Here is a 25,301-nt window from a genome sequence, read left to right as displayed (position 1 = left end):
GCGACGCCGCTGCGCCAATGCGGCTGCGCGCCGAACCGCCCCGGGTCACCCGACTGTCGCGAAAGGTGCTGGGCGGTGTCAGTCTCGTCGCTGCCCTTGGGGTCGGTGGCGCGCTCATCTATGCGCTTCAGACGCGCAGTATCGGCCCTGGCAGTGAGGAGCTTTACTCCACGCAGAACCGGCGAACCGCGGACGGGCTCGCCGGCCTGCCACGCGACTATACCGGTCCGGTGCTTGGGACTCCGCTTCCTGGGGATCTGGGGCGCCCCATCCTCGATGCGCAGAATCGTGGCCAGCCCGTCACGCCGCCGATGGCGGCAGCGCCCGCCGTCGATCCGGTCGAGCAGCGCAGGCGCGCGGAAGAAGAAGCTGCCCGAGCGAGCCGCGTCTTCTTTCAGACGGAGGCGCGCATCGCGGCTCCGGTTGCGACAGCTGGCGGACCAGGCGGCCCGAGCCTCGCCGGGCTGGGTCTTCCGGGCCAGCCAAGCGCACCAACGGCGCAGGATCGCCAGCTCGCATTCCTGAATGCGGGCGTGGACCGCCGCACCGTCTCGCCAGATCGCGTGATGGCTCCGGCATCGCCCTACGTGCTTCAGACCGGCGCCGTCATCGGCGCGGCCCTCATCACCGGCATCCGATCTGACCTGCCGGGCCAGATCACCGCGCAGGTCACGGAGCATGTCTACGACAGCCCGACCGGGCGCATCCTGCTCGTCCCGCAGGGCACGCGGCTCATCGGCGAGTACAGCAACGACGTCGGCTTCGGTCAGCGCCGGGTGCTGCTCGTCTGGAAGCGGCTCATCCTCCCGAACGGCCGTTCGATTGTCCTGGAACGTCAACCTGGAGCCGACGCGCAAGGCTATGCGGGTCTTCAGGATGGCGTCGACTATCATTGGTGGGATCTCGCCAAGGCTGCCGGCCTGTCGACACTGCTGTCAGTCGGCGCCGAACTCGCCGTTGACGATCAGGATCGGCTGCTCCGGGCGATCCGCAACGGCGGGCAGGACACCATCAACGACGCAGGCCAGCAGATCATCCGTCGGCAACTCAATGTCGCGCCGACCCTAACGATCAGACCGGGGTTCCCCGTGCGCGTCATCGTCACCCGCGACCTCGTGCTCGAACCTTATGGAGGGTTGTGATGACCAAGCTGAAGCTCGGCCCGATCATCGACGACAAGCCGGTGAAGGTGACGATTGAACTCCCTGCGCCGCTGCATCGCGACCTCGTCGCCTACGCCGCAGCACTCGGCCGCGAACAAGGCCAGACCATCGGCGACCCGACGAAGCTGATCGTGCCCATGCTCGAGCGCTTCATTGCAACCGATCGGGGGTTCGCCCGCGCGCGCCGCGATGGCGATCAAGGGGCGGCGCGCAAAGACAGCTAGGACGAATGAGGCCTTGCTGCGCAAACCAAGCATCATCTCGCTGCGCCAGCGACTTCGCTGAAGACAGCAGACGTTCCAGGTCCCGAGATGAAGACCCACTCGCATGCATGGCGGCATAGCTAAGGGGCGCAGTGTCTATCGGTCGAAACGAAATGCCTGCGAAATCGAAACGGCTGTGGGCGCTTCCTACAATAGTCACGCCCCCGCCTTGGGCCACAATCTGCATGAGCGACTCCCGCGTTACAGACAGTTGCTCAATGTCCAGCTCGTCCGAACGCCCTTCAAGCATCTGCTGCAAATACCGTTTCGCAAAATCGCCAGTTGGCAGGTCAGTCACAACGAAATGGCGGTTGCGAAGGTCATTCCAGCATATCTTGTCGCGCGCCGTAAGTATGTCGCTGTCAGCCATCGCCAAGTATAAAAACTCCTTCCATAAATTCATTATTTGATAGCCTCTGACCGCCGATACATTCGTAAGAACGGCTACGTCCAATTGTCTCCGTCTTAAACCTACCACAAGCTCAAGGGAACTTCCCTCGCTAAATCGCAACTTCACCTGAGGATTGTCGCGGCGGTACTGCCCGAAAAGCTCTGACAAGAACCCCAAGGTAAGCGGGCCGAAAATGCCGATCCGCAAACCTCGGTCGGCAAGGGCGATCGACTTGGCACTGTCAATGGCAAACCCAATATGGTTGGCCCCAAGTTGGGCCTGACGCAAGAAGCGTGTTCCGAGTTGAGTGAGTTCGGCGCCCGTGGCGTGGCGATGAAATAGCGAGCCTCCAATTTCCTCCTCAACTTCACGGATCCGACGGCTGATCGCCGATTGCGCTACTCCGAGCAGGAGAGCCGCTCGCCGAAAACTACCGGTTTCGGCAGCGGCGATGACGTACCGCACATGGCGCAGCTCGATCCTTGATCTCGGCACGACACGGTCTCAATTTTCCTACGTCATTGTCAAAGGAGGTCATTCGGCTAGAACCCCATCGCTTAAGCGCACTTGATCCGCCGCGATCGCGCAAAACCGCCTGCTTCCATGCGGATCGCCCTTTGGCGCAAAAACTCAAAGCGCGGCGATGTCGCGAGCCAGTTGGCCGGGCGTATCCGTTACGATCGCTTCCAGCGTTGCCAGCCGCGACTCAATACGATCCAATCGGGCTGCATCGGGCGCGCTAGCGACCTGTACTTGCAGCAAAGCTCTTTCGAGCTTTCCGCGCTGGACCAACCAGACAATTCCCAGCGGAAGCGCGGCACTACTGATCACGCCGAAGACAAGCAACACATACAGTTCCACAAGACTTTCTCCTCCATATCAATCAAAGGTAGCGCATCGTTGATTTCTGTCGCGAGCCGACCCGCTTGTTTCCCGCGTCTGGGGACCGATCCGCATCACCCGCGAGCCATAAGAACGGCTAGGACCGGCACGGCCAGGAGGACCGCGGCCTCTGCATGCATCCAATTGCGAACGCCGCGGATGCGCGCCGCGTCAGGCACCGTTCCGTCGCGTTTTGCTGCTTTCCGCCAGAGAAGGAGGGTCAAGGTTGGCGGCAAGCTCAAGGCAGCAGCGACGCCGAGCGCAGCCAGCTTTGTCCAAAACCATCCGTTGCCGAAATAGTAACTGGCGCCAGCAGGACCGAAATACACGCGGCCGAATCCGACAAGCACCAAAGCGCCGAACAGTAAGCCATAAGCCATATCCACCCGGCCGACTGTTCGGACGTCATCCGCCGACATGCCCGGCCGAATCAAGGTCAGTTCCACCGCGAGCGTTGCGACCAGAAGGAACGCAAGCACAAAGTGGGTGGCTGCAAGGACGGTGTCACCCATTAGAGGCTCTCCTGCTTGCGACGCCTCTCCATCGGTCGCGCTGCATCTGGTCCAGCAACCGCGAACGAAATCGGCCCTGATACGCGGCAAATGCAAGCCGGGACGATCCCTCGGCCGACCTCTGCCGGATCGGTCTCGTTCGGTTCGTCGAGACGGACATTGGCAAGGCCATCGACGATGCGGACCTGGCAGGCCCCGCACCCGCCTGCCATGCAGGAGAAGGGTAGATCTTCGCCGGCATCGAGCGCGGCTTCAAGGAGCGTCTTTGTAGGTTTAACGCTGAAGGTCCGATCGCCATCGCGCGAATGGAGCGTCACTACCTCTTCGTGGTCGCTGACACAGGCGGCGCGCGGCGAAACGAAGCTTTCTTCGACCACCCGCTCAGCGGATAGGCCGCGCTGAGCAAGCGCGGCCCGCACAGCGACGCGCATGCCGTCGGGTCCGCAAACCATGGCCCGGTCGAAGTGTGCAAGGTCGAGGCCATCAAGGAGGGGCTTGAGACCTGCTGCGTCGAGCCGAGCGTTGGCCGCGCCGTCCACATCATTCTCAAACACCAGGTGCAGCCGAAGCTGGCTCTCGTGGATGTCGGCAAGCTGCATCAGGGACTCACGTCCGATCATGTGCTGCGGGCTATGCGCGCCATAAATCAGGGTGATCTGCGCTGCCGCCTCTTCACCCAGCACCTGTCTCGCGATAGCCTGAAGGGGAACTATCCCCGCACCGCCGGCGATGAGCAGCAGACGTCGACCTGCCGCGGGCGCGGGTCCTGCAATGAAGCTGCCCGAAGGGCCGTAGCTCCGGACGAGATCGCCGACGTCGAGGTGATCATGCAGCCAGTTCGACATTGTCCCGCCTGACACCCGTTTCACGGTAATCGCGATCGCGCGGTCGCGGGGGATCGTTGCGATGGAATATGCACGGCGGACGCGTTCGCCATCGATTATAGCCTCGAGCGTTACGTGCTGGCCGGCTTCGAAGATGAGTGGATCATGGGCCGGGTCCTCGAACAGGATCGTCGTTGCATCGGGCGTCTCCAGTTGCTTTCCGATCACACGGAGCGGCCGCGCCCGAGTCGAACCCGCCAGCGCCATCTTGGCCCACTGCGCTTCGCTGACACCGTCGAGCGGCGCCTGCCGCATCGCCCATGGCGCGACATGATTGGACAAGCCCTTGGCATACCAGCCGGCGGTCCCGGCGATGTGATAGAGCGCAGGCGGCATTGTAGAGCGTCCGGCAATCGCGTTGCTGACAGCATGCGGGATGGCGCGGCCGACCGAAAGGTGCGCCGCTGCCTGGTCAATCGCTGCGCGAATATGACTTGTGACCGGTCCGCGCGCCGCAAGCGGCGTGCCGGCAATCGCCTCGCCACCGGCAACCGGCAGGCCTCCAGCATATCCGTATCCCGCCTCGTGAGCGAATGCCTTAACGAGCGCGAAGGCATAGCGGGTCTGTTCTGGCTCCGGGAAGCCACAATTGATGATTGCCGCAACGCAGCCGGGTCTAGGACGGTCTTGACGGATCGCTGCGATCGCGCGCATCGCGGCGATGACGGGTCCGGGCAAAGCGTCGACATACATGGGCGCGATGACAAAGAGCACATCGGCACCAGCCAAACGCACTGCTGCGGCATCGGCGGCTGCCGGTCCACGCATGAACTGCGACGCTGGAATGAGTTCGGTCGTCACGTTGTGGTGGGCAAAGCGCTCCGAGAGGTAGGCGGCGATCGAACGCGAGGTGCTAACACCGGTTAGACGCGGACTACCCATCAAGATGGCGACTTTCGGCCGCGCCGTGGTCCCACAATGGGTTGCGTCGGCCTGGATCGCATCAACCAGCTCGGCGCGCGCGTTCTCCCGCGATCCGGCCGCGTCGCCTGCTTGCGCTCCAGATTCGAAGGCGAGGTCTAAGGTCGCAGCCGCACCGGCGAGGTCTCTGCCAAAGATATCGGCGGCCCAGGTTGGACAGCCCTTGTTGACGGCATTCGATTCCGCCAGAGCCCGAAAAAGGCGTCGGCGTTCAAGTGTCGGCGTGGAGTCGACACCCAGCGTGACAAGATGTGGTCCGTAGCCGTAACGGAGCTGATGATGCGTAAAGTCGCTGGTCTGCCGGAAAAACGGCAAGATCAGTGGCAAATGTCGATCCATCGCCGTCTTGATGGTCGCGCCGTAGCCGCCGAACACGACGGGCGTCACGCGCACGACGACATCGGCGTCATGACTTGCCTTGGCGATTTCTTGGCCTTCATCGGGAATGCGGCAGCGCCCCGGCGTTCGGACCCAGCAGTCGAACTCGCCGAGGCACGGCGCGACGCTCATGTGACGAAGGTGGAAAATCCGGACGGACGCCTCCCGATCCAGCGCTTGACTTTCGCAGGTCTGCGCCAACTCGTGCACGGGGCCATCCTCTTCGGCCCCGTTGAAAATGACGACTTTCTTGCCACGCAGCTTTTCGGTCGCGCTCATGATGCCCTCCTTGCCGGAACTGCGGCCTGCTGCGAACCGGCGTGCAGGAAGAGCCGCGGAGCCAACCACATTCCCAATCCCGTGAAGGCCGAGAGCGGAAACGCGACCAGTTGAATGACATCAACGAACCACGCCGTTTCACGCATTGACGACGAATAGACGAAGATGCCGAGCGCGAGCGTGAGCGCGAGATGGCCATAGCGAAGCGGTTTACGGTAAGCTGACATGTGGTCCTCCTTTGGATGTCGAAGAATGGTTTCCCAGGCGTTCCTCAGGTCCAACAAAAGCAACGTCGAAACTCAGTCTGTATATTTGCGAAGCTCGGAGGTATCAGTCGTCATCCAGTTTTTATGCGACGAGGAGTCCAGCTTGCTACGGCCTTGGATCGCCGGATTGGTTGTGCGGGAAGGCAAGAGTGGCTCCATGTCGCTCAGGATCGCACATGCCGTGATCGAAGAGATCCAGCGCGGCAGGCTTAAGGCCGGAGACGCGCTCCCCGGCACACGCGAACTCGCTGAGCAACTGAAGGTCAGCCGCAAGACGGTGATCAGCGCCTTCGACGAGCTCGTCGCGCAAGGCTGGGCTGAGAGCCATCCGCGGCGCGGGACGTTCGTATCGGATGCTTTCGTAGGCGACGACGGGCTTGCAGCGCCCGCGACGGATACACCGGCATTCAACCTTCCCGACAACTCCAAGCTAGGCCCGCCATTGTTGTGGCCACCTTCGGCCAAGCACCGCTTCGATGACGGTTTGCCGGATCAGCGACTGATACCCGCCGACGAGATCGCCAGGGCCTACGCTTCGGCGGCGCGCTCAGTCGGCCGCAAGCGGCTCTTTTCCTATGGCGACCCACGAGGTTCGCTCGAATTGCGCGACGCCGTCTCTCGCATGCTCAACCTCGAACGGGGTCTTAGCACCACTTCCGAGAACATTTGCCTGACGCGCGGCAGCCAGATGGCGCTGCACGCGGTCGCCGGCGCGCTCGTTTCGACAGATGACCTAGTCGTTTTCGAGGAGCTGACTTATCCGCCCGCGGTGGAGGCTTTTCGAATGGCAGGCGCCAAACCTCTATTCGTTCGAATCGATAAAGACGGACTTGATCTCGACGGGCTCGAACAGCTCTGTCGTAGGAGGCCCCCGCGGGCGATCTACGTGACCCCGCATCACCAGTTTCCGACGACGGTGATGATGCGACCACCTGCACGTCTGCGCCTGAGGGCGCTAGCGGCGCAGTTCGATTTTGCGATTGTCGAGGACGACTACGATCACGAGTTTCATTTTGAACATCAGCCGATGTTTCCCCTCGCCAGCAACGATCCGGGCGGGCAGATCGTCTACATCGGCTCGTTCTCGAAAGTGCTTAGTCCGAGCCTGCGTGCAGGCTATGTCTCTGCCGCGCCCTGGCTGGTCGAGCGCGTCGGTCGGCGGATCGGCTGCCTTGACCGACAGGGCGACCCAGTCGTCGAACTCGCGATCGTCGAGCTGATCGAGACGGGCGTGCTGCGCCGCCATGTCAGACGGATGCATGGGGTGTACCAAGCGCGCCGCGACAGCTTCGCCGCCCTACTGGCGGAACGGCTCCATGCCGTCGCGACGTTCACTCTTCCGGCTGGGGGCCTGTCGATCTGGCTTCGGCTCCTCGATCCTGTCACCCGCGAGACGCTGGCGCTTCGCTCTGCCGAGGCCTCGGTGCAGTTCATATCCAGCTTCGACTGCGCATTCGGTGGCGATCACGAAGTCGGTCTCCGACTCGGATTCGCCAGTCTCAACGAAGAGGAAATGGTGAGCGCAACTGACGCGCTCACCAAAGTCCTTTCGGTTTAAGTTTCGCGTCGGACTACCAGCCAACCGAGGAGAATGGCTGGCGGGGCACGTCTATTGCCATTCCTGAATTTCATTGACGCGGCCATTTACCCTGGTCGTTTCGTGTGCGGCCCAAAACCGTCCGTACTAGATTACAAGTTTCTACTGCTGCGGCAGCGGCTCTCGCTTGAACTGTCGTCACGAGAAGACGCTCGCCATACTGTTCGCGATGCTACGTCAGCGCTAGGCAGTATGATTGCGGCTTGTCACGGGCACTCGGCGGCATCATAAGCCGCCGATTTCTACGCGAGAGCCCGAAATTGCCGCACGACACTCGGAAGAGTCTTCCAGGATCGGCACCTATCGTTCTCAATCGCCAGCGACAGCCGCGAAGGAGATTGAGAATGGGCCAAAACGATCCTTTGGAAATCAGGAAGACCATCCGGCGGCACCAGCTGCGCGAGATAGTGCCTCTGGCCGACAGCACGATTTACGAGATGGAGCAGCGCGGCGAATTCCCACGCCGCTTCGCGCTGTCACCGCGCTGCATCGTCTGGGATCTCGCCGAGGTCCACGCCTGGTTGCTGGCGCGGCGCGCGAAGCCAATCCCTCGCGCACAGCATCCCGACGTCACCAAGCGCAAGTCCCGCCCAGTCAAAGGGCAGGATCGAGCGTGATAGACGGCATGACTGTCGGAAGCAGCGTCGGAACATACTTCCGCCCCTCGACCCAGGCATCGACGGTGTCGGCCCATTCCTGCATCATGTGGCGACGCTGAACCTCGTATTCGGCCTTGTTGTAGACGCCGCGTGATGAACGCCCGTCCTCGTGCGCCAGGCACTTTTCGATCCAGTCGCGGTTGAAGCCCAGCTCATTGAGCAGCGTCGAGCCCGTGCGGCGTAGGTCATGCACGGTGAACGGCTCCAGCGGCAGCCCCTCCTTCTTGGCCTGTTCGACGACACCGTAAGTGACCCGGTTGAAGGTCGCCCGCGACATCGGCGCATCCGCATCGTACCGGGAAGGCAGCAGATACCGGGAATTTCCGGCGCAGGTCTTGAGTGCGATCATGATGTCGAGGGTCTGCCGGCACAGGTAGACATTGTGCGGCTTCGATCGCTTCATGCGCTCCTTCGGGATCGTCCAGACGGCGTTTTCGAAATCGACTTCATCCCAGACCGCGTCCTGTAGTTCGCTTTTCCGGACCATGGTGAGGAGGTAGAGCTTCATGCCGAGCCGGATCGTCGGCAGCGTCGCGACATGCTCCAGTTGCTTGAGCATGATGCGGATCTCGGTCGGCGAAAGCGCCCGGTCCTTGGGCGTGAACGTGGCGATCGAAGCCGGGCCAACGTCATCGGCCGGGTTCGCGACCTTCTCGCCGTGGAGGATGGCGAAGGCGTAGATCTGCTTCAGGATATCCCGCACATGGATGGCCGTCGCGGGCGCGCCCCGTTCCACGATCTTGGCGCAGTGGGCGCGCAGGTCATCAGGCGTGATTTCGGTCAGCAAACGGTTCTGCCAGACCAGCTTGAGTTCACGCTCGAATATGGCGCGGCGCATGGCGCGAGTGCTGTCCGCCATGGGCGCGCCCGTCAGCCACTTCTCGCCGAACTCGCCGAAGCTCTTGGCCTCCTTGATCCGGCGCTTCTCCCGCTGCTTCTCGATGGCGGGGGACCGCCCCTCGGCGATCATGCGTTTCGCGTCCAGGCACAATTCCCGCGCCCGGGCGAGCGAGATCCCATCTCGGGCGTACTTGCCGAGATGGACGGTCTCCCGCCTGCCGTTCAGCCGATAGTCGAGCCTGAACGAGATGCCACCTGTCGGCGCGACACGCACATACATGCCGTCACGATCGGTCACCTTGTACATTTTGGCTTTTGGTTTCAGGCACTTGAGTGCCGCATCCGTCAACATTCTGCGCCTCCTAGCGGAAAAGTACCGTCACGCGGTTTCTGGAGGCTTTTGACGAATATTTCTGTTTATGCTCAGCGTGTTAGGCTGAAAAAAGTACCGTCATTGGCCTCAGTGGCTCTGACGGTACTTTCGATTTTCCGGATGATCAACGGGGGCAGGGTCCGTCAGCGGGCACGACAGACGCGTTTGATGCCCACCGATAGCTCTCGATAGGTCTCGTCTGAAATGTTTTTGTTTTTCAGGTGGTTACGTCGTATTCCGGCGTAGTTTTGGATACCACCGGATAGGCAAAAATCATTCCCACTCGATCGTACCGGGTGGCTTCGACGTATAGTCATAGACCACGCGGTTGATGCCCGGCACCTCATTGACGATCCGGGTCGCGCACCGGCTCAGGAAGGCGCTTTCGAACGGATAGACATCCGCCGTCATGCCATCCACGCTGGTGACGGCGCGCAATCCGCAGACCTTGTCATAGGTCCGCCCGTCGCCCATCACGCCAACGGTGCGCACGGGCAGCAGGACAGCGAAAGCCTGCCAGATCTCGTCATACAATCCCGCCTTGCGGATCTCGTCGAGATAGATGGCGTCGGCCTTGCGCAGCGTATCGCACGCCTCGCGCGTCACCTCGCCGGGAATCCGGATCGCCAGGCCCGGCCCCGGAAAGGGGTGTCGCCCGACAAAGGCCGGCGGCAGGCCCAGCTCCACACCCAGCCGGCGCACCTCGTCCTTGAACAACTCGCGCAGCGGCTCGACCAGCGCCATGTTCATCCGCGCCGGCAATCCGCCGACATTGTGGTGGCTCTTGATGGTCACGCTCGGCCCGCCGGTGAAGGAAACGCTCTCGATCACATCGGGATACAGCGTCCCCTGCGCCAGGAATTTCGCGCCACCGATCTTCCTCGCCTCCGCCTCGAACACATCGATGAACGCCCCGCCGATGAACTTGCGCTTCTGCTCGGGGTCGCTCACGCCGGCCAAGCCGGCCAGGAACATGTCGGCGGCATCCACATGCACCAGCGGGATATGATAATGTTCGCGGAACAGGCTCACCACCTGCTCGGCCTCCCCCTGCCGCATCAGGCCATGGTCCACGAACACGCAGGTCAGCTGGTCGCCGATGGCGGCATGGATCAACACCGCGGCCACCGCCGAATCCACCCCGCCGGAAAGGCCGCAGATCACCTTGCCATCGCCCACCTCAGCGCGAATGTCGGCGATCTTGGCATCGCGATACCCGGCCATGTTCCACTGCCCGGTACAGCCGCAGACCGTCCGCACGAAATTGGCGATCAGCCTGGCGCCGTCCGGCGTATGCACCACCTCGGGATGGAACTGGGTGCCATAATAGCGTCGCGCCTCGTCCGCGATGACCGCGAACGGCGCCCCCGCGGTGGTCGCGACCACCCGAAAGCCCGGCGCGAACGCCGTCACCCGGTCGCCATGGCTCATCCACACCTGGTGCCGGCTGCCCTTGTCCCAAAGCCCCTCGAACAGGCGGCAGTCTTCGGACACCTCGATCTCGGCCCGCCCGAATTCGCCGCCATGGCCGGCCTCCACCTGCCCGCCCAGCTGCGCGGTCATCGTCTGCTGGCCATAACAGATGCCCAGGATCGGCACGCCCGCCGCGAACAGGGACATCGGCGCCCGCGGCGATCCCGCCGCCGTCACCGATGCCGGGCTGCCCGACAGGATCACGCCGCGCGGTGCCAGCCGCGCGAACGCCGCCTCCGCCAGGTTGAACGGCGCGATCTCGCAATAAACGCCGGCCTCGCGCACGCGACGCGCGATCAGCTGCGTCACCTGGCTGCCGAAATCGACGATCAGGATGGTCTCGGGATGTGACATGGCAGGTCCTTAAGACCCGCCATGCCATGCGTCCAGTTCAGCGCGCGGCAAAGCCGTCGGTAAAGCGAAACGCCGTCACGCCCTGCCCGTCGAAGCCGCAGGAAAAGCGGCTCTCCCCCCGGCCATAGGCACCGTCACCCTCGACTGTGCCGGTAATCCAGCTCAACCGGCCATCCGTGCCGGCATCGCGCAGTTCCACAACCCGGCCGCGCCCGCCCAGCTGGGACAAGGCCACGTCACCACAGGCGGCAAGCGCCGACCCGCCGCCATAACGCCCGCCGGACATCGGATAGCCTTCATCCGCATAAGCCTGGGGCATGTCCCGCGGCGGATAGCGCGGATCATAGCGATCCTGCGGTGCCCGGTTGCGCCCGGCCTGACTGGCCGCAATCGCAATGCCCCCCAGGATCAGCGCGCCGATGGCCACCGCGCCGACATCCACATGGTCGCGCCGACGGTGCCGGTCATAGCCGCCCCAGCCGCGCCGGTCGTCACCCCGCCAGCCATAGCCGCCATAGCCGCCATAGCCGCCATAGCCGCCATAGCCGCCATAGCCGCCATAGCCGCCGCCGCGCCAATCCTGCGCCGCCAGCGGCGTTCCCAGCATCGCCAGCGTCGCAGCCCCCGTCACCATCCACCGCAGCATCAGGCCCATGGCCATCATCCTTGCCCATCGCCGCGCGATTGCGGCTGACCTTCTTGTGGCACGGCGGTTGCACCAAAGCTGAACGGCGGATCAAATCATGATGGTTTGCAAAAGTCGGCGCCAATCGTCCCCCAGCGGCCGTGGTCGCCGATGGGCACGGTCGACATAAACATGCACGAAAAACCCCTCCGCCGCCGGCGCCGGATTGCCGTTGACGAACAGGCCGATGTCGTAACGCACGCTGCTGTTGCCCAGGTGCGAAACCGCAATCCCCGCCTGCACCTCGTCCGGAAACGCCACCGGCCGGGCATAGCGGCATCCGGTTTCGGCGACCAGGCCGATGCTGTCGCCCTTCATCATGTCCAGCAGGCCCTTGTCGACCAGCCAGGCGTTCACCGCCGTGTCGAACCAGCTGTAGAACACCACATTGTTGACATGGCCATAAACGTCATTGTCCATCCATCGGGTCGGGATGGTGCGCCAGGCGCGATAATGGCTGCGCGGGCGATAGGCAGAACGGGACGACATAAAACTCCTTCAAAGCACTTCGGCGTAAAGCCGGCGCGCGTCCCCCTCCCCGATGACACGCGGATTGTTGATCAACAGTCGCTGCTGTTTCATTGCCTCGGCTGCCAGCAGATCGAGATCGCTCTCGGCCACCCCCACTGCTGACAGCCGATCCGGCAGACCGCAATCAACAGCGATGCGCTGCAACGCAGCAATGAAACCTTCCGCCCCGTTAACCTTTGCGACGTCCGCCCCCGCGGCGTCAAGCTCGAAGGAAAGTTCCGCATAGAAATCCGCGGCTTCCGGCAGGTTGAAGCGCAAAACCCCGGGCAGCATCAGCGCATTGGACAGGCCATGCGGCACATGAAAATGCCCCCCCAACGGATAGGCCAGCGCATGCACGCCCCCCACGGGCGCATTGGCAAAGGCAACACCCGCCAAGTGGCTGCCCATCAGCATGGCCTGCCGCGCCTCGATGTCGCCCGGCACATCGCACGCCCGGCGGATGTTCGCCGCCAGCAGCCGCAACGCCGCCCGTGCCAGCATGTCGGACATCGGGTTCTTCAACCGCTTGCTGGTATAGGCTTCGATCGCATGCACCATGGCATCGATACCGGTCGCCGCCGTCACGGCGCGTGGCAGGCCCAGCGTCAGCGTCGCATCCAGCACCGCCCAGTCCGGCACCAGCGGCGCCGATACCACACCCTTCTTCTCGGTTTCGCCCACGGTGATGATGCTGATCGGTGTCGCCTCGCTGCCCGTCCCCGCCGTTGTCGGCACCAGCACCAGCGGCAGCCGCCGCCCCTGCGCCTGATCAACGCCATAAATGTCGTCCAGCAGGTCGCCGCTGCCCAGCAGATAGGCCGCCAGCTTCGCCACATCCATCGGCGAGCCCCCGCCGAACCCCACCACCGCCGCCACGCCCTGCCCCGCGGCCACGCAGCGCAGCACCGTCGCGGCCGAAGGATCGGCCTCCACCGCATCGAACAAGGTCACCACCCGGCCCGCCGCGCGCAACGCCCGCAGCAACGGATCCACCAGCCCCAGCGCGGTCAGGCCGGCATCGCTCACCACCAGCACCGGTCCCGGCGGCAGCAGCGAATCGATTCCCACCGCCGCCCCGGCGCCCACACGCAGCCGCGGGCCATAGCGGAAATCGAACATCAGCCGCGCTCGGCGATCAGCGATTTGGGCAGCAGCAGCAACCGCTCGAACCGGATGCGTGCATCCGGCAGCAAAGCACGCAGCATGGACTTGTCGATCAGCATCGTGCTTTCGATGTTCCGCATGCTGTGCGCCACATCGCGCGTCGGGCGCGCCCACCCCACCTTCACCCGCCGCACGATCTTCAGCCGCAGCGGATTGGGCAACCAGTGGATGAATGGCGCGCGCGGCGAATGCGGATCGATGGGAAACCAGAAATAGGGGGTCTGAAGATAATAGGCCGGGGCCAGCCGCCGCGTTTCGCCGGCAAAGGCCAGCATGTCGGCGAACCGGCCGACATGCTCGATCACCGAATTGCTGTGCACCAGGTCAAAGCTGCCGTCCGCCAGATGCGGCAGGTTCCGCGCGTCCCCCACCTCCGCGGTGATCCGCGGATGCTGCCCGACATTCAGCCGCAGCTCGTCGGTGGTATAGTTGATGCAATGGATATGGATATCATGGGCATCCAGGAAATCGAACCCGACGCGCGCCCAATAGTCCACGCGGCCGCCCAGATCGAGCACGCGCAGCGCACCGCCGTTCGCGGCGGACAGCCGCGACAGGAACGCCCGCAGCGCCACATCCCGACCCGCGCGAAACCGCGCCGACAGCCCCTCGAAAAACCGCCCCGTCCCCGTCGCCGCCATAAGTCACTCCGGCCGGCATTGCTGCACTGCAACGCCGACCGGCTTATTCCGCCTCGCTCGCGCCAAGGCAAGGAAAAGATGAGGGTCTATGCGGCCTCGTCAGCCACCATGTTGTTTTCGACCGGGCCGCTGTCCTGCCCCTTCGCGCTCATGTCGCGGTCGACAAATTCGATGATACCCATCGCCGCCTGGTCGCTGGCCCGGAAACCCGCCTTCAGCACGCGGACATAGCCGCCCGGCCGGTCGGCATAGCGCGGCGCCAGCACATCGAACAGCTTGGCCAGCTGTGCCTCGTCCATCAGCCGCGCCTGCGCCAGGCGCCGGTTCGACAGGCCGCCATGCTTCGCCAGCGTCACCAGCTTCTCAACATAGGGGCGCAGCTCCTTCGCCTTCGGCAGCGTCGTCGTGATTTGCTCATGCTTGATCAGCGCCGCCGCCATGTTGCGGAACATCGCCGTGCGGTGGCTGGAGGTCCGCCCCAGCTTGCGACCTGAAACCCCGTGACGCATGTCTCTTCCTTCCGTTCGTTAAGGGGCCGCGCGGCACTGTGCCGACCGGGAACCCCAGACCACGCCCGCTTGACCCCGGGCGCCTTGGGTTTGTCGTCGGGCGCCGAAGCCGTCGGACGGGTTCCGGCAGGCCCCGCCGGTCGGCCTGCGCGGGAGTCGGCGCCCTTCAGCCGATTGCTTCGCAATCCGCTTCCAGGCCGTGCGCCCCGCTTGGCCTAAAACTCCTGCTCCAGCTTCTTCGCCAGTTCCTCGATATTCTCCGGCGGCCAGCCCGGGATGTCCATGCCCAGCCGCAGGCCCATCGTGGCCAGCACTTCCTTGATCTCATTCAGGCTCTTGCGGCCGAAGTTCGGCGTGCGCAGCATCTCCGGCTCCGACTTCTGCACCAGGTCACCGATGTAGATGATGTTGTCGTTCTTCAGACAGTTGGCACTGCGCACCGACAGCTCCAGCTCATCCACCTTCTTCAGCAGGTTGCGGTTCATGCTGACATCGGTCGGCTCATCCAGCGCCATGCCGGTCGATACCGGCACCGCCACCGGCCGCGCGCTCGGCTCGTCGAAGTTGACGAACAGCTGCAACTGGTCCTGCAGGATGCGCGCGGCATAGCCCAGCGCATCATCGGGCGTCACGCTGCCGTCGGTTTCCACCGTCAGCGTCAGCTTGTCATAATCAAGCTCTTGCCCGACCCGCGTATTCTCCACCTTGTACGCCACCTGACGCACGGGGGAGAACAGCGCATCGACCGGGATCAGCCCGATCGGCGCGTCGGCCGGACGGTTGGCCGACGCGGGCGCATAGCCCTTGCCGGTCATCACCGTTAGTTCCATGTTGAAGGTCGCGCCCTGGTCCAGCGTGCAGATCACCAGCTCGGGGTTGGAAATCTCGATATCACCCGTCACCGCGATCTGCCCGGCGGTCACTTCGCCGGGGCCGGTCGCCGACAGCGTCAGCCGCTTCGGCTGGTCGCCCTGCATCTTCACCACGATCTGCTTCACGTTCAGGACGATGTCGGTCACATCCTCCCGCACGCCGTTCAGGAAGCTGAACTCGTGCAGAGCGCCATCGATGCGGATCGCCGTCACCGCCGCGCCCTGCAGGCTCGACAGCAGCACGCGACGCAGCGCATTGCCCAGCGTCAGGCCGAAACCACGTTCCAGCGGTTCCGCCACAAACGCCTTTTTCTTGCGATTGCCGCCCGCCTTCACTTCCAGCGCGTTCGGCTTCTTCAGTTCCTGCCAATTCTTTGCGATCACTGCTGCCACGCTCATCACCTCGTACCTGGGGCGGCAGGCCACGCCACCCGTTCAGTCAAAAGGCACCGCCGAGCCCGCCGGCGGCACCCGAATCATCAGACCCGACGACGCTTCGGCGGGCGCACCCCATTGTGCGGGATCGACGTCACATCGCGGATCGCCGTGATCTGGAACCCCACCGCCTGCAACGCGCGCAGCGCCGATTCGCGGCCAGAGCCCGGACCCTTGACCTCGACCTCCAGCGTGCGGACGCCATGTTCCGCCGCCTTCTTGCCGGCGTCTTCCGCGGCAACCTGCGCGGCATAGGGCGTCGACTTGCGGCTGCCCTTGAAGCCCACGGTGCCCGCGGACGACCAGGCAATGGCATTGCCCTGGGCATCGGTGATCGTCACCATCGTGTTGTTGAAGCTGGCGTTCACATGCGCGACACCGGCGGTGATGTTCTTGCGCTCGCGGCGCTTCAAACGGGCGGGTTCGCGTGCCATTACTTCTTCTTCCCTGCGATCGGCTTCGCCTTACCCTTGCGGGTGCGAGCATTGGTGTGCGTGCGCTGCCCGCGCACCGGCAGGCCCTTGCGATGGCGCAGCCCGCGATAGCAGGCCAGGTCCATCAGCCGCTTGATGTTCATCGCCACCTCGCGGCGCAGGTCACCCTCGACCGTGTAATCCTTGTCGATCGCCTCGCGAATCGTCAGGATTTCCTGGTCGCTCAGGTCCTGCACCCGGCGCTGCGGCTCGAACCCCAGCTTGGTGGTGATTTCCTTGGCCTTCGCACGGCCGATGCCGTGAATGTAGGTCAGCGCGATCTCAACGCGCTTGTTGGTCGGGATATTGACCCCGGCGATACGTGCCACAAACTCACTCCTGCTCCACAGCAGGCGTTGGGCGCGCCCGCTATCTCTTTGCGTTGATCCGTCCAAATGCGGCAGAGACGCGAAAAAGCGCCCCTGACAACAGCAGGACTCGGAAGCGGACGTGCTAGTCGCCAGCCCGCTTCCTGTCAACCACCATCAGACATCCGCCAGAATGGCTTCGATCCCGGCCTCGACCGCTTCCATGCTGCCCATGCCGTCCACCCGGCCCACCAGGCCCCGCATCTCGTAGATCGGCAGGATCGGCGCGGTCTTCGCCCGATATTCCGCCATCCGCGTCCGCACCGTCGCTTCATTGTCGTCCGGGCGCCGCTTGAACTCGATGCCGCCGCAGACATCGCAAACACCCTTGCGCGCCGGCTGCTTGAACCGGTCATGATAGCCGGTGCCGCAATTCGCGCAGGTAAAGCGGCCGACGATCCGCTCCACCAGCGCATCCTCGTCGACCTCCAGCTCGATCACCGCATCCAGCGACCGGCCATGCTTCGCTAGCAGCGCATCCAGCGAGTCCGCCTGCGCCGACGTCCGCGGATAGCCATCGAAGATGGTCCCCGTCTCCATCGGCAGCGCCGCCAGCGCCTCGTCGATCAGCCCGCTGACAATCTCGTCGCTCACCAGCGCGCCGGCGTCCATCACCGCCTTCGCCTGCACACCCACCGCGGTTCCCGCCTTGATCGCCGCGCGCAGCATGTCCCCGGTCGAAAGCTGCACCATCCCGCGATGCGCCGCCAGCCGCTGCGCCTGCGTCCCCTTGCCCGCGCCGGGCGGGCCCAGCAGGATGATGTTCAACGCCGCCATGCCGTCCCCCTTCGCGGCCGCAGCCGCACCATCCGCGTCAGCGACGAGCGCCGCGCAACTTCGCCTTCTTGATGAGGCCCTCATATTGGTGCGCCAGCATGTGGCTCTGGATCTGCGTCACCGTATCCATCGTCACATTGACCACGATCAGCAGGGACGTGCCGCCGAAATAGAAAGGCACCGCCATCTGGCTGATCAGGAATTCCGGCAACAGGCAGATGATGGTCAGATAGGCCGCCCCCACCACCGTGATCCGCGTCAGCACATAATCCAGATATTGCGCCGTCCGCTCGCCCGGCCGGATGCCCGGAATGAAGCCGCCATATTTCTTCAGATTGTCCGCCGTCTCCTCGGGGTTGAACACCACCGCGGTATAGAAGAAGCTGAAGAAGATGATCCCGAAGGCATAAAGCGCCATGTACAGCGGCGCGCCGTGCTGCAATGCCGTCGTCAGCGTGATCAGGAAATCGCCGAAGGCACTGCTGCCCTCCTTGGCCCCCTGCCCGGCGAACTGCGCCACGGTCAGCGGCATCAGCAACAGGCTGCTGGCGAAGATCGGCGGGATCACCCCGGCCGTGTTCAGCTTCAGCGGCAGGTGGCTGCTGTCGCCCTGGAACATGCGGTTGCCCTGCTGCCGCTTGGGATACTGGATCAGGATGCGCCGCTGCGCCCGCTCCATCAGGCAAATGCCGGCGATCACCACCAGCGCCAGCACGGCGACGATCAGGATGAAACCCGCCGAGATCGCCCCGGTCCGCCCCTGTTCCAGCAAGCCGCCGATCGCCGTCGGCAGATGCGCGACAATGCCCGCCATGATGATCAGGCTGATGCCGTTGCCGATGCCGCGCGCCGTGATCTGCTCGCCCAGCCACATCAGGAACATCGTGCCGCCCAGCAGCGTGATGATGCAGGTGATGCGGAAGAACCAGCCCGGATCCATCACCGCGCTGATGCCATTGGACGCACCCCAGCCTTCCAGCCCGATGGCGATGCCATAGCCCTGGAAGATGGTCAGGATCACCGTGCCGAACCGGGTATACTGGTTCAGCTTCTTGCGGCCGCTCTCGCCTTCCTTCTTCAGCGCCATCCAAGGGCCATAGATGCTGCCCATCAGCTGCACCACAATCGAGGCGGTGATATAGGGCATGATCCCCAGCGCCACGATCGACATGCGCTGCAAGGCGCCGCCCGAGAACATGTTGAAGAAGTCCATCACACCGCCCTGGGTGCGGCTGAACAGCTGGTCCAGCGCCACCGGATCGATGCCGGGGATCGGCACGAAGGAGCAGAGCCGGAACACGACAAGCGCGCCCAGCGTGAACCAAAGCCGCTTCTTCAGCTCGGTCGCCTTGGAAAAATTGGCGAAGCTCAGATTGGATGCCAGATTATCGGCCGCCGTCGCCATGCAAATATCCTTCAAACCGCTTCAGGCCCCGCCCGGCGCCCGCCCGATGTAAGGGGCAAAGCGCCGGGTGAAAAGCCTCAGGCGTCCGTTTTCGGCCGCGCGATCAGCGTCACGCTGCCGCCGGCGGCTTCCACCGCCGCCTTCGCCGACGCGGTAACGCCCGCCACGGTCAGGTTCAGCGCGGCCGTGATGGCACCCTTGCCCAGCAGCCGCACGCCGTCCTTCGGTTGCGTCACCAGACCCGCCGCCTGCAGCGCCGCCACGTCGACCGCGCCACCTGCCGCCAGCTTCCCGGCGTCCACCGCCGCCTGCAGGGCGCCGATGTTCACTTCGCTGTATTCGCGCGCGTTCGGCTTGTTGAAGCCACGCTTGGGCAGCCGCATGTGCAGCGGCATCTGCCCGCCCTCGAACCCCTTCACGGCCACGCCGGAGCGGCTCTTCTGACCCTTCTGTCCGCGCCCGGCGGTCTTGCCCAGGCCGGAACCGATGCCACGCCCCACCCGCACGCGATCGACGCGGGCGCCGGGATTGTCCTTGATCTCATTCAGTTTCATTGCACTCGCTTTCGCTATGTTCGCGCCTGTTCTTTGCACGTCCGTCTGAAGGGGTGAGATTCAACTCAGCCCGCGGCGAAAATGGTGAGGAGACGAAACCGGAGCGCAGCGTGCTTGAGGCACGTGAGCACCGGAAGTTCGGCGCGTCGCCATTTGCAGCCCGGGATGGGCTGAATATCGGCCCTTCAGCCTTCGGTCACCTTCACCATATGCTGCACCTTGCGGATCATCCCGCGCACCGCCGGCGTGTCTTCCAGCTCGCGCGTCCGGTGCATCTTGTTCAGCCCCAGGCCCACCAGCGTCGCGCGCTGGTCGGGCGTGCGGCGGATCGGCGAACCGGTCTGCGTCACCTTGATCGTCGCCGGCGCCGCGGCCTCCGCTTGTTTCTTCGCTGCCATCGTCACTCTCCTCAGGCAACCACGGCGTCGGCATCGACCGTCGCCTGCACCGCGCTGATGTCGCCGCGACGCGCCAGCAGGTCGGCCACCTTCTTGCCGCGCCGCTGCGCCACCGCCTTCGGGCTGACCTGCTCGGTCAGCGCGGCAAAGGTCGCGCGGATCATGTTGTACGGGTTGTTCGTGCCCACCGACTTGGAAACGACATCCGCCACGCCCAGGCTCTCGAACACCGCGCGCATCGGGCCGCCGGCGATGATGCCCGTTCCCTGCGTCGCGCTGCGCACATAGACCTTGCCGGCGCCGAAATGGCCGAAGCCGTCATGGTGCAGCGTCCGGCCCTCGCGCAGCGGAATGCGAACCATCGCCTTCTTCGCCGCTGCCGTCGCCTTGGAGATGGCTTCGGGCACTTCGCGCGCCTTGCCATGGCCGAACCCGACCCGGCCCTTGCCGTCACCCACCACAACGAGTGCCGCAAAGCCGAAGCGCTTGCCGCCCTTCACCGTCTTCGACACCCGGTTGATGTGCACCAGCTTCTCGACCAGTTCCGCACCATCGTCCGCCGTCAGCGCCTGCTTCTCGTCGCGCCGCCCGCGGTTGCCGCCGCGGTTGCCGCCCTCACGATTGCCGCCATCGCGGCCACGGCCACGACCGCCCCGGCCCCGGCCACCCTCGGGCGCCGAAGCTTCGGCCGCCGGCGCATCCATCTGAATTTCGTCAGCCATGCCTTAAAACTCCAATCCGCCTTCGCGCGCCGCATCCGCCAGCGCCTTCACCCGGCCGTGAAACAGGAACCCGCCCCGGTCGAACACCACGCGCGACACGCCGGCCGCCTTCGCCCGTTCGGCGATCCGCTTGCCCACGTCGCTCGCCGCGGCCACCGTGCCGCCCGAACCGGCCGAACCCTTTTCGTTGGTCGAGGCCGCGGCGATCGTCTTGCCGGCGCTGTCGTCGATCACCTGGACATAGATATGCCCGTTGGTGCGATGCACCGAAAGCCGCGGCCGCCCGCCGGCCTTCGCCACCAGCGCCGTGCGCACGCGGCGCCGGCGCCGCTCGAAGAGAGACAGATGTGCCATTATTTCTTCTTCCCTTCCTTGCGGAAGATGAACTCGCCGCGATACTTGATGCCCTTGCCCTTGTACGGCTCCGGCTTGCGCCAGCGGCGGATTTCCGCGGCCACCTGGCCCACCTTCTGGCGGTCGGCACCCGAAATCTCCACCGTGGTCTGGTCCGGCGTTTTCACCGTGATGCCCTCGGGCAGGTCATATTCCACGTCGTGGCTGTACCCCAGCTGCAGCTTCAGCCGGCTGCCCGCCACGCTCGCGCGATAGCCGACGCCGGTGATCTCCAGCACCTTGGTGAAGCCGTCGGTCACACCCACCACCAGGTTCGACACCAGCGTGCGCTGCATCCCCCAGAAGGCGCGCGCCCGCTTGCTGTCGTTCGCCGGCAGCACCTTGATCTCGGTCGCCTCCACCGAATAGCTGATGTCGTCCAGCAGCGCCATCGCGAGCTGGCCCTTCGGCCCCTTCACCGTCAGCTGGCCGTCGGCGATGCTCGCCTGAACGCCCGCCGGAATGGCCACGGATTTCTTTCCAATGCGCGACATATCAGAACACCTGGCAGAGGACTTCGCCGCCGACGTTCGCCGTGCGCGCTTCCGCGTCCGACAAAACACCCTTCGGCGTCGAAACGATGGTGATGCCCAGGCCGTTGCGGACGCGCGGCAGCTCCTGCGCCCCCGAATAGACCCGGCGGCCCGGCTTCGACACCCGCGCCAGATGGCGGATGGCGGGCTGGCCCTCGAAATATTTCAGCTCGATGCGGATCGTCGCCGCCGGGCCGGCATCCGCCACCGGCTGATAGCCGCGGATATAGCCCTCGCGCTGCAACACATCCAGCACACTGGCGCGCAGCTTGGATGCGGGCGTCAGCACGCTGTCCTTCTTCGCGGCCTGGCCGTTGCGGATACGGGTGAGCATGTCACCCAAAGGATCGGTCATGTTCATGGGTCAGCCTTACCAGCTCGACTTGGTCACGCCGGGGATCAGGCCCTTGTTGCCCAGTTCCCGCAGCATCACGCGCGACAGTTTGAATTTGCGATAATAGCCCCGGCTGCGGCCGGTCAGCTCGCAGCGGTTGCGCACCCGCGTCGGGTTCGCGTTGCGCGGCAGCTCCGCCATCTTCAGCCGGGCCACCAGACGCTCGCCCTCATCCAGGCTGTCGTCGTTGGCCTTTGCCTTCAGTTTCTCATACTTGGCCGCATATTTCACGACCAGCGCCTTCCGACGCTCGTTCTTGTTCACAGAACTCAGTTTCGCCATGACTTAAGTTCTTCCTCTCTCAGGCCGCTTTGGCAGCGGCAGCGTTGCGGGCGTCGGCCTCGCCGATGAACGGCATGCCGAACGCACGCAGCAGGGCGCGCGCCTCGTCATCGCTGTTCGCGGTGGTGGTGATGATGATGTCCATGCCCCGCATCTTGTCCACCTTGTCGTAACTGATCTCGGGGAAGACCAGCTGTTCCTTCAGGCCCATGGCATAGTTGCCGCGGCCGTCGAAACTCTTCGGGTTCACGCCGCGGAAATCGCGCACGCGCGGCAGCGCGATGGTGATCAGCCGGTCGAGAAACTCATACATCCGCTCGCGGCGCAGCGTCACCTTGCAGCCGATCGGCATGCCCTCACGCAGCTTGAACTGCGCGACCGACTTCTTGGCCTTGGCGATCACCGGCTTCTGCCCGGCGATCAGCGCCATCTCGGCGGCGGCAACCTCCACCTTCTTCTTGTCCTGCGTCGCCTCACCAACACCCATGTTGATGACGATCTTGTCGATCTTCGGCACCTGCATGACGTTCTTGTAGCCGAATTCCTCGGTCATCGCGGCGCGAATGCGCTCCTCATACATCTTCTGCATGCGCGGCAGCGCCCGCGTGCTGTCTGCCTTAGCCATTGATCACCTCGCCCGAGCCTTTCGCGACCCGCACCTTCTTGCCGTCCCGCACCTCGAAACCAACGCGCGTCGGCTTGCCGGTCTTGGGATCTTTGATTGCCACGTTCGAAACGGCGATCGCCGCCTCGCGCCGCTTGATGCCGCCCTGCGGGTCGGCCTGCGTCGCCTTGGTGTGCCGCGCGATCATGTTCACGCCCTGCACCACCACCTTGCCGTCCTTCGGCATGGCGCGCACCACATCGCCTTCCCGGCCCTTGTCCTTGCCGGTCAGAACGATCACGCGGTCGCCCTTCCTGATCTTCGCCATGCTCATCACAGCACCTCCGGCGCGAGCGAAATGATCTTCATGTGCCCCGTCGAGCGCAGCTCGCGCACCACCGGCCCGAAAATCCGCGTGCCGATCGGTTCCTCATTCTTGTTGATGAGGACGGCGGCATTGCTGTCGAACCGGATCACGCTGCCGTCGGCGCGGCGGATGTCCTTGGCGGTGCGGACGACGACGGCGCGATGCACGTCCCCCTTCTTCACCCGGCCCTTGGGCTGCGCTTCCTTCACCGACACCACGATGATGTCGCCCACGCCGGCGAAACGCCGCTTGGAACCGCCCAGCACCTTGATGCACATCACGCGCTTGGCACCGCTGTTGTCGGCGACATCCAGATTGGTCTGCATCTGAATCATGTCAGGCCACCTTGTCCAGCACGCGCCAGCTCTTCAGCTTCGACAGCGGCGCGCATTCCTCGATCCGCACCACGTCGCCGGCCTTGATGGCGTTGGCATCGTCATGCGCATGATATTTCTTCGAACGGCGGATGATCTTGCCATAGACCGGGTGCGCGACCTTGCGCTCCACCAGCACGACCACGGTCTTGTCGGTCTTGTGGGAGACCACCGTGCCCTGCAGAATTCGTTTCGGCATCGAAGGCCTCCTCAGTTGCCAGCCGCAGCGGCGGCGCGCTGCGTCTGAAGCGTTTTGATCTGCGCAATCGTCCGGCGCACGGTGCGCACGCGGCTGGGTTTTTCCAGCTGCTGCGTCGCGGCCTGGAACCGCAGGTTGAACTGCTCGCGCTTCAGCTGCTGCAGCTGATCCGCCAGCTGGTCGTCGGACGCGACCTTCAGATCGGCAATCTTCGCCATCGCCTCAGCCTTCCTGCGCCGTGTCGCCCAGGCGGGCAACCATCTTCACCTTGATCGGCAGCTTCGCCGCCGCGCGCTCGAACGCGCCTTCCGCGATCTCGCGGCTCACACCCTCGATCTCGAACATGATGCGGCCCGGCTTCACCCGCGCCACCCAATATTCGGGCGTGCCCTTGCCGCTGCCCATCCGCACTTCGGCGGGCTTGCTGCTCACCGGCACGTCCGGGAAGATGCGGATCCACAAACGCCCCTGGCGCTTCATGTGGCGGGTGATCGCGCGGCGCGCGCTCTCGATCTGGCGGGCGGTGATGCGCTCGGGCGCCATCGCCTTCAGCCCGTATGAGCCGAAGTTGAGCGCGGTGCCGCCCTTGGCATCGCCATGAATACGGCCCTTGAAGGCCTTGCGGAACTTGGTCCGTTTCGGTTGTAACATCGTCTTTCGCCTTCAGACAGGGACAACCCCCGATAAGGCGACGCTTGTCAGCGTCGCTTATCGCGCGGGTCGGACCCCTTGCGTTTGTGCTTCCATCATCAGTCGCTCCTGCGCCAGCGGATCGTGGCCCAGGATTTCGCCCTTGTAGATCCACACCTTCACGCCGCACACACCATAAGCGGTGTGCGCCTGCGCCTCGGCATAATCGACATTCGCGCGCAGCGTGTGCAGCGGCACCTTGCCCTCGCGATAGGTTTCCGAACGCGCGATTTCCGCGCCGCCCAGCCGCCCGCCGCAGGTGATCTTGATGCCCTCCGCACCCAGCCGCTGCGCCGACTGCACCGCGCGCTTCATCGCCCGGCGGAACGCGATCCGGCGCTCCAGCTGGTCGGCAATGCCTTGCGCCACCAGCTTCGAATCGACTTCCGGCTTGCGGATTTCCACAATGTTCAGGCTGACCTCGCTCTTGGTCATCGCGCCGATCTGCTTCTTCAGCTTCTCGATGTCGGCGCCCTTCTTGCCGATGATCACACCCGGCCGCGCGGCATAGACGGTCACCCGCGCCAGCTTCGCCGGACGCTCGATCACCACCTTGCTGATCGCGGCCTGCGGATGCGCCTTCAGCACGAACTGGCGGATCCGCAGATCCTCCAGCAGCAGCCGGCCATATTCATCACCATCCGCATACCAGCGGCTGTCCCAGGTGCGGTTGATCTGCAGGCGCAGACCGATGGGGGACGTCTTCTGACCCAT

35 protein-coding genes are annotated in these 25,301 nt (G+C 64.3%); 4 read left to right on the top strand and 31 right to left on the bottom strand.

All coding sequences use genetic code 11. The features are described 5' to 3' along the window. The first annotated feature begins 17 nt into the window (after positions 1-17). Positions 18-1,142 (top strand): TrbI/VirB10 family protein, encoded by a 1,125-nt coding sequence (locus H3309_RS01500; RefSeq protein WP_207791588.1) that lies wholly within the window; start codon positions 18-20, stop codon positions 1,140-1,142. Continuing rightward, positions 1,142-1,387 carry a DUF2274 domain-containing protein gene (locus tag H3309_RS01495; protein ID WP_182296860.1) on the top strand — a complete coding sequence of 82 codons (246 nt, stop codon included), beginning with the start codon at positions 1,142-1,144 and terminating at the stop codon, positions 1,385-1,387. The genes H3309_RS01500 and H3309_RS01495 overlap by 1 nt, the downstream gene beginning before the upstream one ends. On the opposite strand, the gene H3309_RS01490 is transcribed toward H3309_RS01495, so the two are convergent. The 5 genes from H3309_RS01490 to H3309_RS01470 form a co-directional block, all read right to left on the bottom strand. Then, on the bottom strand, positions 1,314-2,282 hold the full coding sequence (locus tag H3309_RS01490; protein ID WP_182296858.1) for a LysR family transcriptional regulator: 969 nt from the start codon (positions 2,280-2,282) through the stop codon (positions 1,314-1,316). The two genes, H3309_RS01495 and H3309_RS01490, sit on opposite strands and share 74 nt — an antisense overlap. 165 nt (positions 2,283-2,447) lie before the next feature. Further along, positions 2,448-2,678, bottom strand: coding sequence for a hypothetical protein (locus H3309_RS01485; protein WP_182296856.1), 231 nt, complete (start codon positions 2,676-2,678; stop codon positions 2,448-2,450). A gap of 95 nt (positions 2,679-2,773) precedes the next feature. Further along, positions 2,774-3,211 (bottom strand): DUF2214 family protein, encoded by a 438-nt coding sequence (locus H3309_RS01480; protein ID WP_182296855.1) that lies wholly within the window; start codon positions 3,209-3,211, stop codon positions 2,774-2,776. Beyond that, positions 3,211-5,673, bottom strand: a complete 2,463-nt coding sequence (locus H3309_RS01475) for an NAD(P)H-dependent oxidoreductase (RefSeq protein WP_182296854.1) — start codon at positions 5,671-5,673, stop codon at positions 3,211-3,213. The genes H3309_RS01480 and H3309_RS01475 overlap by 1 nt, the downstream gene beginning before the upstream one ends. Further along, positions 5,670-5,900: a hypothetical protein gene (locus tag H3309_RS01470; RefSeq protein WP_182296853.1), complete on the bottom strand. Its 231-nt coding sequence runs from the start codon at positions 5,898-5,900 to the stop codon at positions 5,670-5,672. Before H3309_RS01470 ends, H3309_RS01475 begins: the two co-directional genes overlap by 4 nt. A gap of 196 nt (positions 5,901-6,096) precedes the next feature. Between H3309_RS01470 and H3309_RS01465 the strand changes: the two genes are divergently transcribed. Next, entirely contained in the window at positions 6,097-7,497 is a 1,401-nt protein-coding gene (locus H3309_RS01465; RefSeq protein WP_182296852.1) for an aminotransferase-like domain-containing protein, read from the top strand. Positions 7,498-7,880: 383 nt separating this feature from the next. Beyond that, positions 7,881-8,153 (top strand): helix-turn-helix transcriptional regulator, encoded by a 273-nt coding sequence (locus tag H3309_RS01460; RefSeq protein ID WP_182296851.1) that lies wholly within the window; start codon positions 7,881-7,883, stop codon positions 8,151-8,153. Here H3309_RS01460 and H3309_RS01455 read toward each other — a convergent pair. From H3309_RS01455 to rpsC, 26 genes are all read right to left on the bottom strand, one after another. Continuing rightward, positions 8,131-9,387 carry a tyrosine-type recombinase/integrase gene (locus H3309_RS01455; RefSeq protein WP_182296850.1) on the bottom strand — a complete coding sequence of 419 codons (1,257 nt, stop codon included), beginning with the start codon at positions 9,385-9,387 and terminating at the stop codon, positions 8,131-8,133. The genes H3309_RS01460 and H3309_RS01455 overlap by 23 nt on opposite strands. A gap of 294 nt (positions 9,388-9,681) precedes the next feature. Beyond that, positions 9,682-11,235 carry a glutamine-hydrolyzing GMP synthase gene (gene guaA, locus H3309_RS01450; protein WP_182296848.1) on the bottom strand — a complete coding sequence of 518 codons (1,554 nt, stop codon included), beginning with the start codon at positions 11,233-11,235 and terminating at the stop codon, positions 9,682-9,684. Between the two features lie 37 nt (positions 11,236-11,272). Beyond that, the gene (locus H3309_RS01445; protein ID WP_182296846.1) at positions 11,273-11,890 is read right to left on the bottom strand and encodes a hypothetical protein; all 618 of its coding nucleotides are present in this window, start codon (positions 11,888-11,890) and stop codon (positions 11,273-11,275) included. Between the two features lie 81 nt (positions 11,891-11,971). Further along, complete coding sequence (locus tag H3309_RS01440; protein WP_182296844.1) at positions 11,972-12,409, bottom strand: acyl-CoA thioesterase; 438 nt, start codon at positions 12,407-12,409, stop codon at positions 11,972-11,974. A gap of 9 nt (positions 12,410-12,418) precedes the next feature. Then, positions 12,419-13,552 carry an iron-containing alcohol dehydrogenase gene (locus tag H3309_RS01435; protein ID WP_182296842.1) on the bottom strand — a complete coding sequence of 378 codons (1,134 nt, stop codon included), beginning with the start codon at positions 13,550-13,552 and terminating at the stop codon, positions 12,419-12,421. After that, positions 13,552-14,238, bottom strand: coding sequence for a class I SAM-dependent methyltransferase (locus H3309_RS01430; protein WP_182296840.1), 687 nt, complete (start codon positions 14,236-14,238; stop codon positions 13,552-13,554). Before H3309_RS01430 ends, H3309_RS01435 begins: the two co-directional genes overlap by 1 nt. 86 nt (positions 14,239-14,324) lie before the next feature. Beyond that, positions 14,325-14,747, bottom strand: a complete 423-nt coding sequence (gene rplQ / locus H3309_RS01425; protein ID WP_182296838.1) for a 50S ribosomal protein L17 — start codon at positions 14,745-14,747, stop codon at positions 14,325-14,327. A gap of 215 nt (positions 14,748-14,962) precedes the next feature. After that, positions 14,963-16,018 (bottom strand): DNA-directed RNA polymerase subunit alpha, encoded by a 1,056-nt coding sequence (locus H3309_RS01420; protein ID WP_182296836.1) that lies wholly within the window; start codon positions 16,016-16,018, stop codon positions 14,963-14,965. 80 nt (positions 16,019-16,098) lie between these two features. Next, positions 16,099-16,488 (bottom strand): 30S ribosomal protein S11, encoded by a 390-nt coding sequence (gene rpsK, locus H3309_RS01415; RefSeq protein ID WP_182296834.1) that lies wholly within the window; start codon positions 16,486-16,488, stop codon positions 16,099-16,101. Next, a complete protein-coding gene (gene rpsM, locus H3309_RS01410; protein ID WP_182296832.1) occupies positions 16,488-16,856 on the bottom strand; it encodes a 30S ribosomal protein S13 in 369 nt (122 codons plus the stop codon). The genes rpsK and rpsM overlap by 1 nt, the downstream gene beginning before the upstream one ends. A gap of 156 nt (positions 16,857-17,012) precedes the next feature. Next, a complete protein-coding gene (locus tag H3309_RS01405; protein WP_182298416.1) occupies positions 17,013-17,663 on the bottom strand; it encodes an adenylate kinase in 651 nt (216 codons plus the stop codon). Between the two features lie 46 nt (positions 17,664-17,709). After that, on the bottom strand, positions 17,710-19,077 hold the full coding sequence (gene secY / locus H3309_RS01400) for a preprotein translocase subunit SecY (protein ID WP_182296830.1): 1,368 nt from the start codon (positions 19,075-19,077) through the stop codon (positions 17,710-17,712). A gap of 77 nt (positions 19,078-19,154) precedes the next feature. Beyond that, entirely contained in the window at positions 19,155-19,631 is a 477-nt protein-coding gene (gene rplO, locus H3309_RS01395) for a 50S ribosomal protein L15 (RefSeq protein ID WP_182296828.1), read from the bottom strand. A 185-nt stretch (positions 19,632-19,816) separates the two neighbouring features. After that, positions 19,817-20,029 (bottom strand): 50S ribosomal protein L30, encoded by a 213-nt coding sequence (gene rpmD, locus H3309_RS01390; RefSeq protein WP_182296826.1) that lies wholly within the window; start codon positions 20,027-20,029, stop codon positions 19,817-19,819. 11 nt (positions 20,030-20,040) lie between these two features. Continuing rightward, positions 20,041-20,751 (bottom strand): 30S ribosomal protein S5, encoded by a 711-nt coding sequence (gene rpsE / locus H3309_RS01385; protein ID WP_182296824.1) that lies wholly within the window; start codon positions 20,749-20,751, stop codon positions 20,041-20,043. Positions 20,752-20,754: 3 nt separating this feature from the next. Continuing rightward, positions 20,755-21,105, bottom strand: a complete 351-nt coding sequence (gene rplR / locus H3309_RS01380; RefSeq protein WP_182296822.1) for a 50S ribosomal protein L18 — start codon at positions 21,103-21,105, stop codon at positions 20,755-20,757. Next, complete coding sequence (rplF, locus tag H3309_RS01375) at positions 21,105-21,638, bottom strand: 50S ribosomal protein L6 (RefSeq protein WP_182296820.1); 534 nt, start codon at positions 21,636-21,638, stop codon at positions 21,105-21,107. The genes rplR and rplF overlap by 1 nt, the downstream gene beginning before the upstream one ends. A 1-nt stretch (position 21,639) precedes the next feature. After that, positions 21,640-22,038 carry a 30S ribosomal protein S8 gene (gene rpsH / locus H3309_RS01370; protein ID WP_182296818.1) on the bottom strand — a complete coding sequence of 133 codons (399 nt, stop codon included), beginning with the start codon at positions 22,036-22,038 and terminating at the stop codon, positions 21,640-21,642. A gap of 9 nt (positions 22,039-22,047) precedes the next feature. Next, entirely contained in the window at positions 22,048-22,353 is a 306-nt protein-coding gene (gene rpsN, locus H3309_RS01365; RefSeq protein WP_182296816.1) for a 30S ribosomal protein S14, read from the bottom strand. A 19-nt stretch (positions 22,354-22,372) separates the two neighbouring features. Further along, positions 22,373-22,978, bottom strand: coding sequence for a 50S ribosomal protein L5 (rplE, locus tag H3309_RS01360; RefSeq protein WP_182296814.1), 606 nt, complete (start codon positions 22,976-22,978; stop codon positions 22,373-22,375). Further along, positions 22,971-23,291 (bottom strand): 50S ribosomal protein L24, encoded by a 321-nt coding sequence (gene rplX, locus H3309_RS01355; RefSeq protein WP_207791540.1) that lies wholly within the window; start codon positions 23,289-23,291, stop codon positions 22,971-22,973. Before rplX ends, rplE begins: the two co-directional genes overlap by 8 nt. After that, a complete protein-coding gene (gene rplN / locus H3309_RS01350) occupies positions 23,291-23,659 on the bottom strand; it encodes a 50S ribosomal protein L14 (protein ID WP_182296812.1) in 369 nt (122 codons plus the stop codon). The genes rplX and rplN overlap by 1 nt, the downstream gene beginning before the upstream one ends. A gap of 1 nt (position 23,660) precedes the next feature. Then, the gene (rpsQ, locus tag H3309_RS01345; RefSeq protein WP_182296810.1) at positions 23,661-23,897 is read right to left on the bottom strand and encodes a 30S ribosomal protein S17; all 237 of its coding nucleotides are present in this window, start codon (positions 23,895-23,897) and stop codon (positions 23,661-23,663) included. Between the two features lie 11 nt (positions 23,898-23,908). Then, positions 23,909-24,115 (bottom strand): 50S ribosomal protein L29, encoded by a 207-nt coding sequence (gene rpmC / locus H3309_RS01340; protein WP_182296808.1) that lies wholly within the window; start codon positions 24,113-24,115, stop codon positions 23,909-23,911. Between the two features lie 4 nt (positions 24,116-24,119). Then, complete coding sequence (gene rplP / locus H3309_RS01335; RefSeq protein WP_182296806.1) at positions 24,120-24,548, bottom strand: 50S ribosomal protein L16; 429 nt, start codon at positions 24,546-24,548, stop codon at positions 24,120-24,122. Positions 24,549-24,605: 57 nt separating this feature from the next. Then, complete coding sequence (rpsC, locus tag H3309_RS01330; protein ID WP_182296804.1) at positions 24,606-25,301, bottom strand: 30S ribosomal protein S3; 696 nt, start codon at positions 25,299-25,301, stop codon at positions 24,606-24,608.

It is taken from the genome of Sandaracinobacteroides saxicola (genome assembly GCF_014117445.1).
Taxonomy (GTDB): Bacteria; Pseudomonadota; Alphaproteobacteria; order Sphingomonadales; family Sphingomonadaceae; genus Sandaracinobacteroides_A; species Sandaracinobacteroides_A saxicola.
This window is presented reverse-complemented; position numbering and strand designations above follow the sequence as displayed.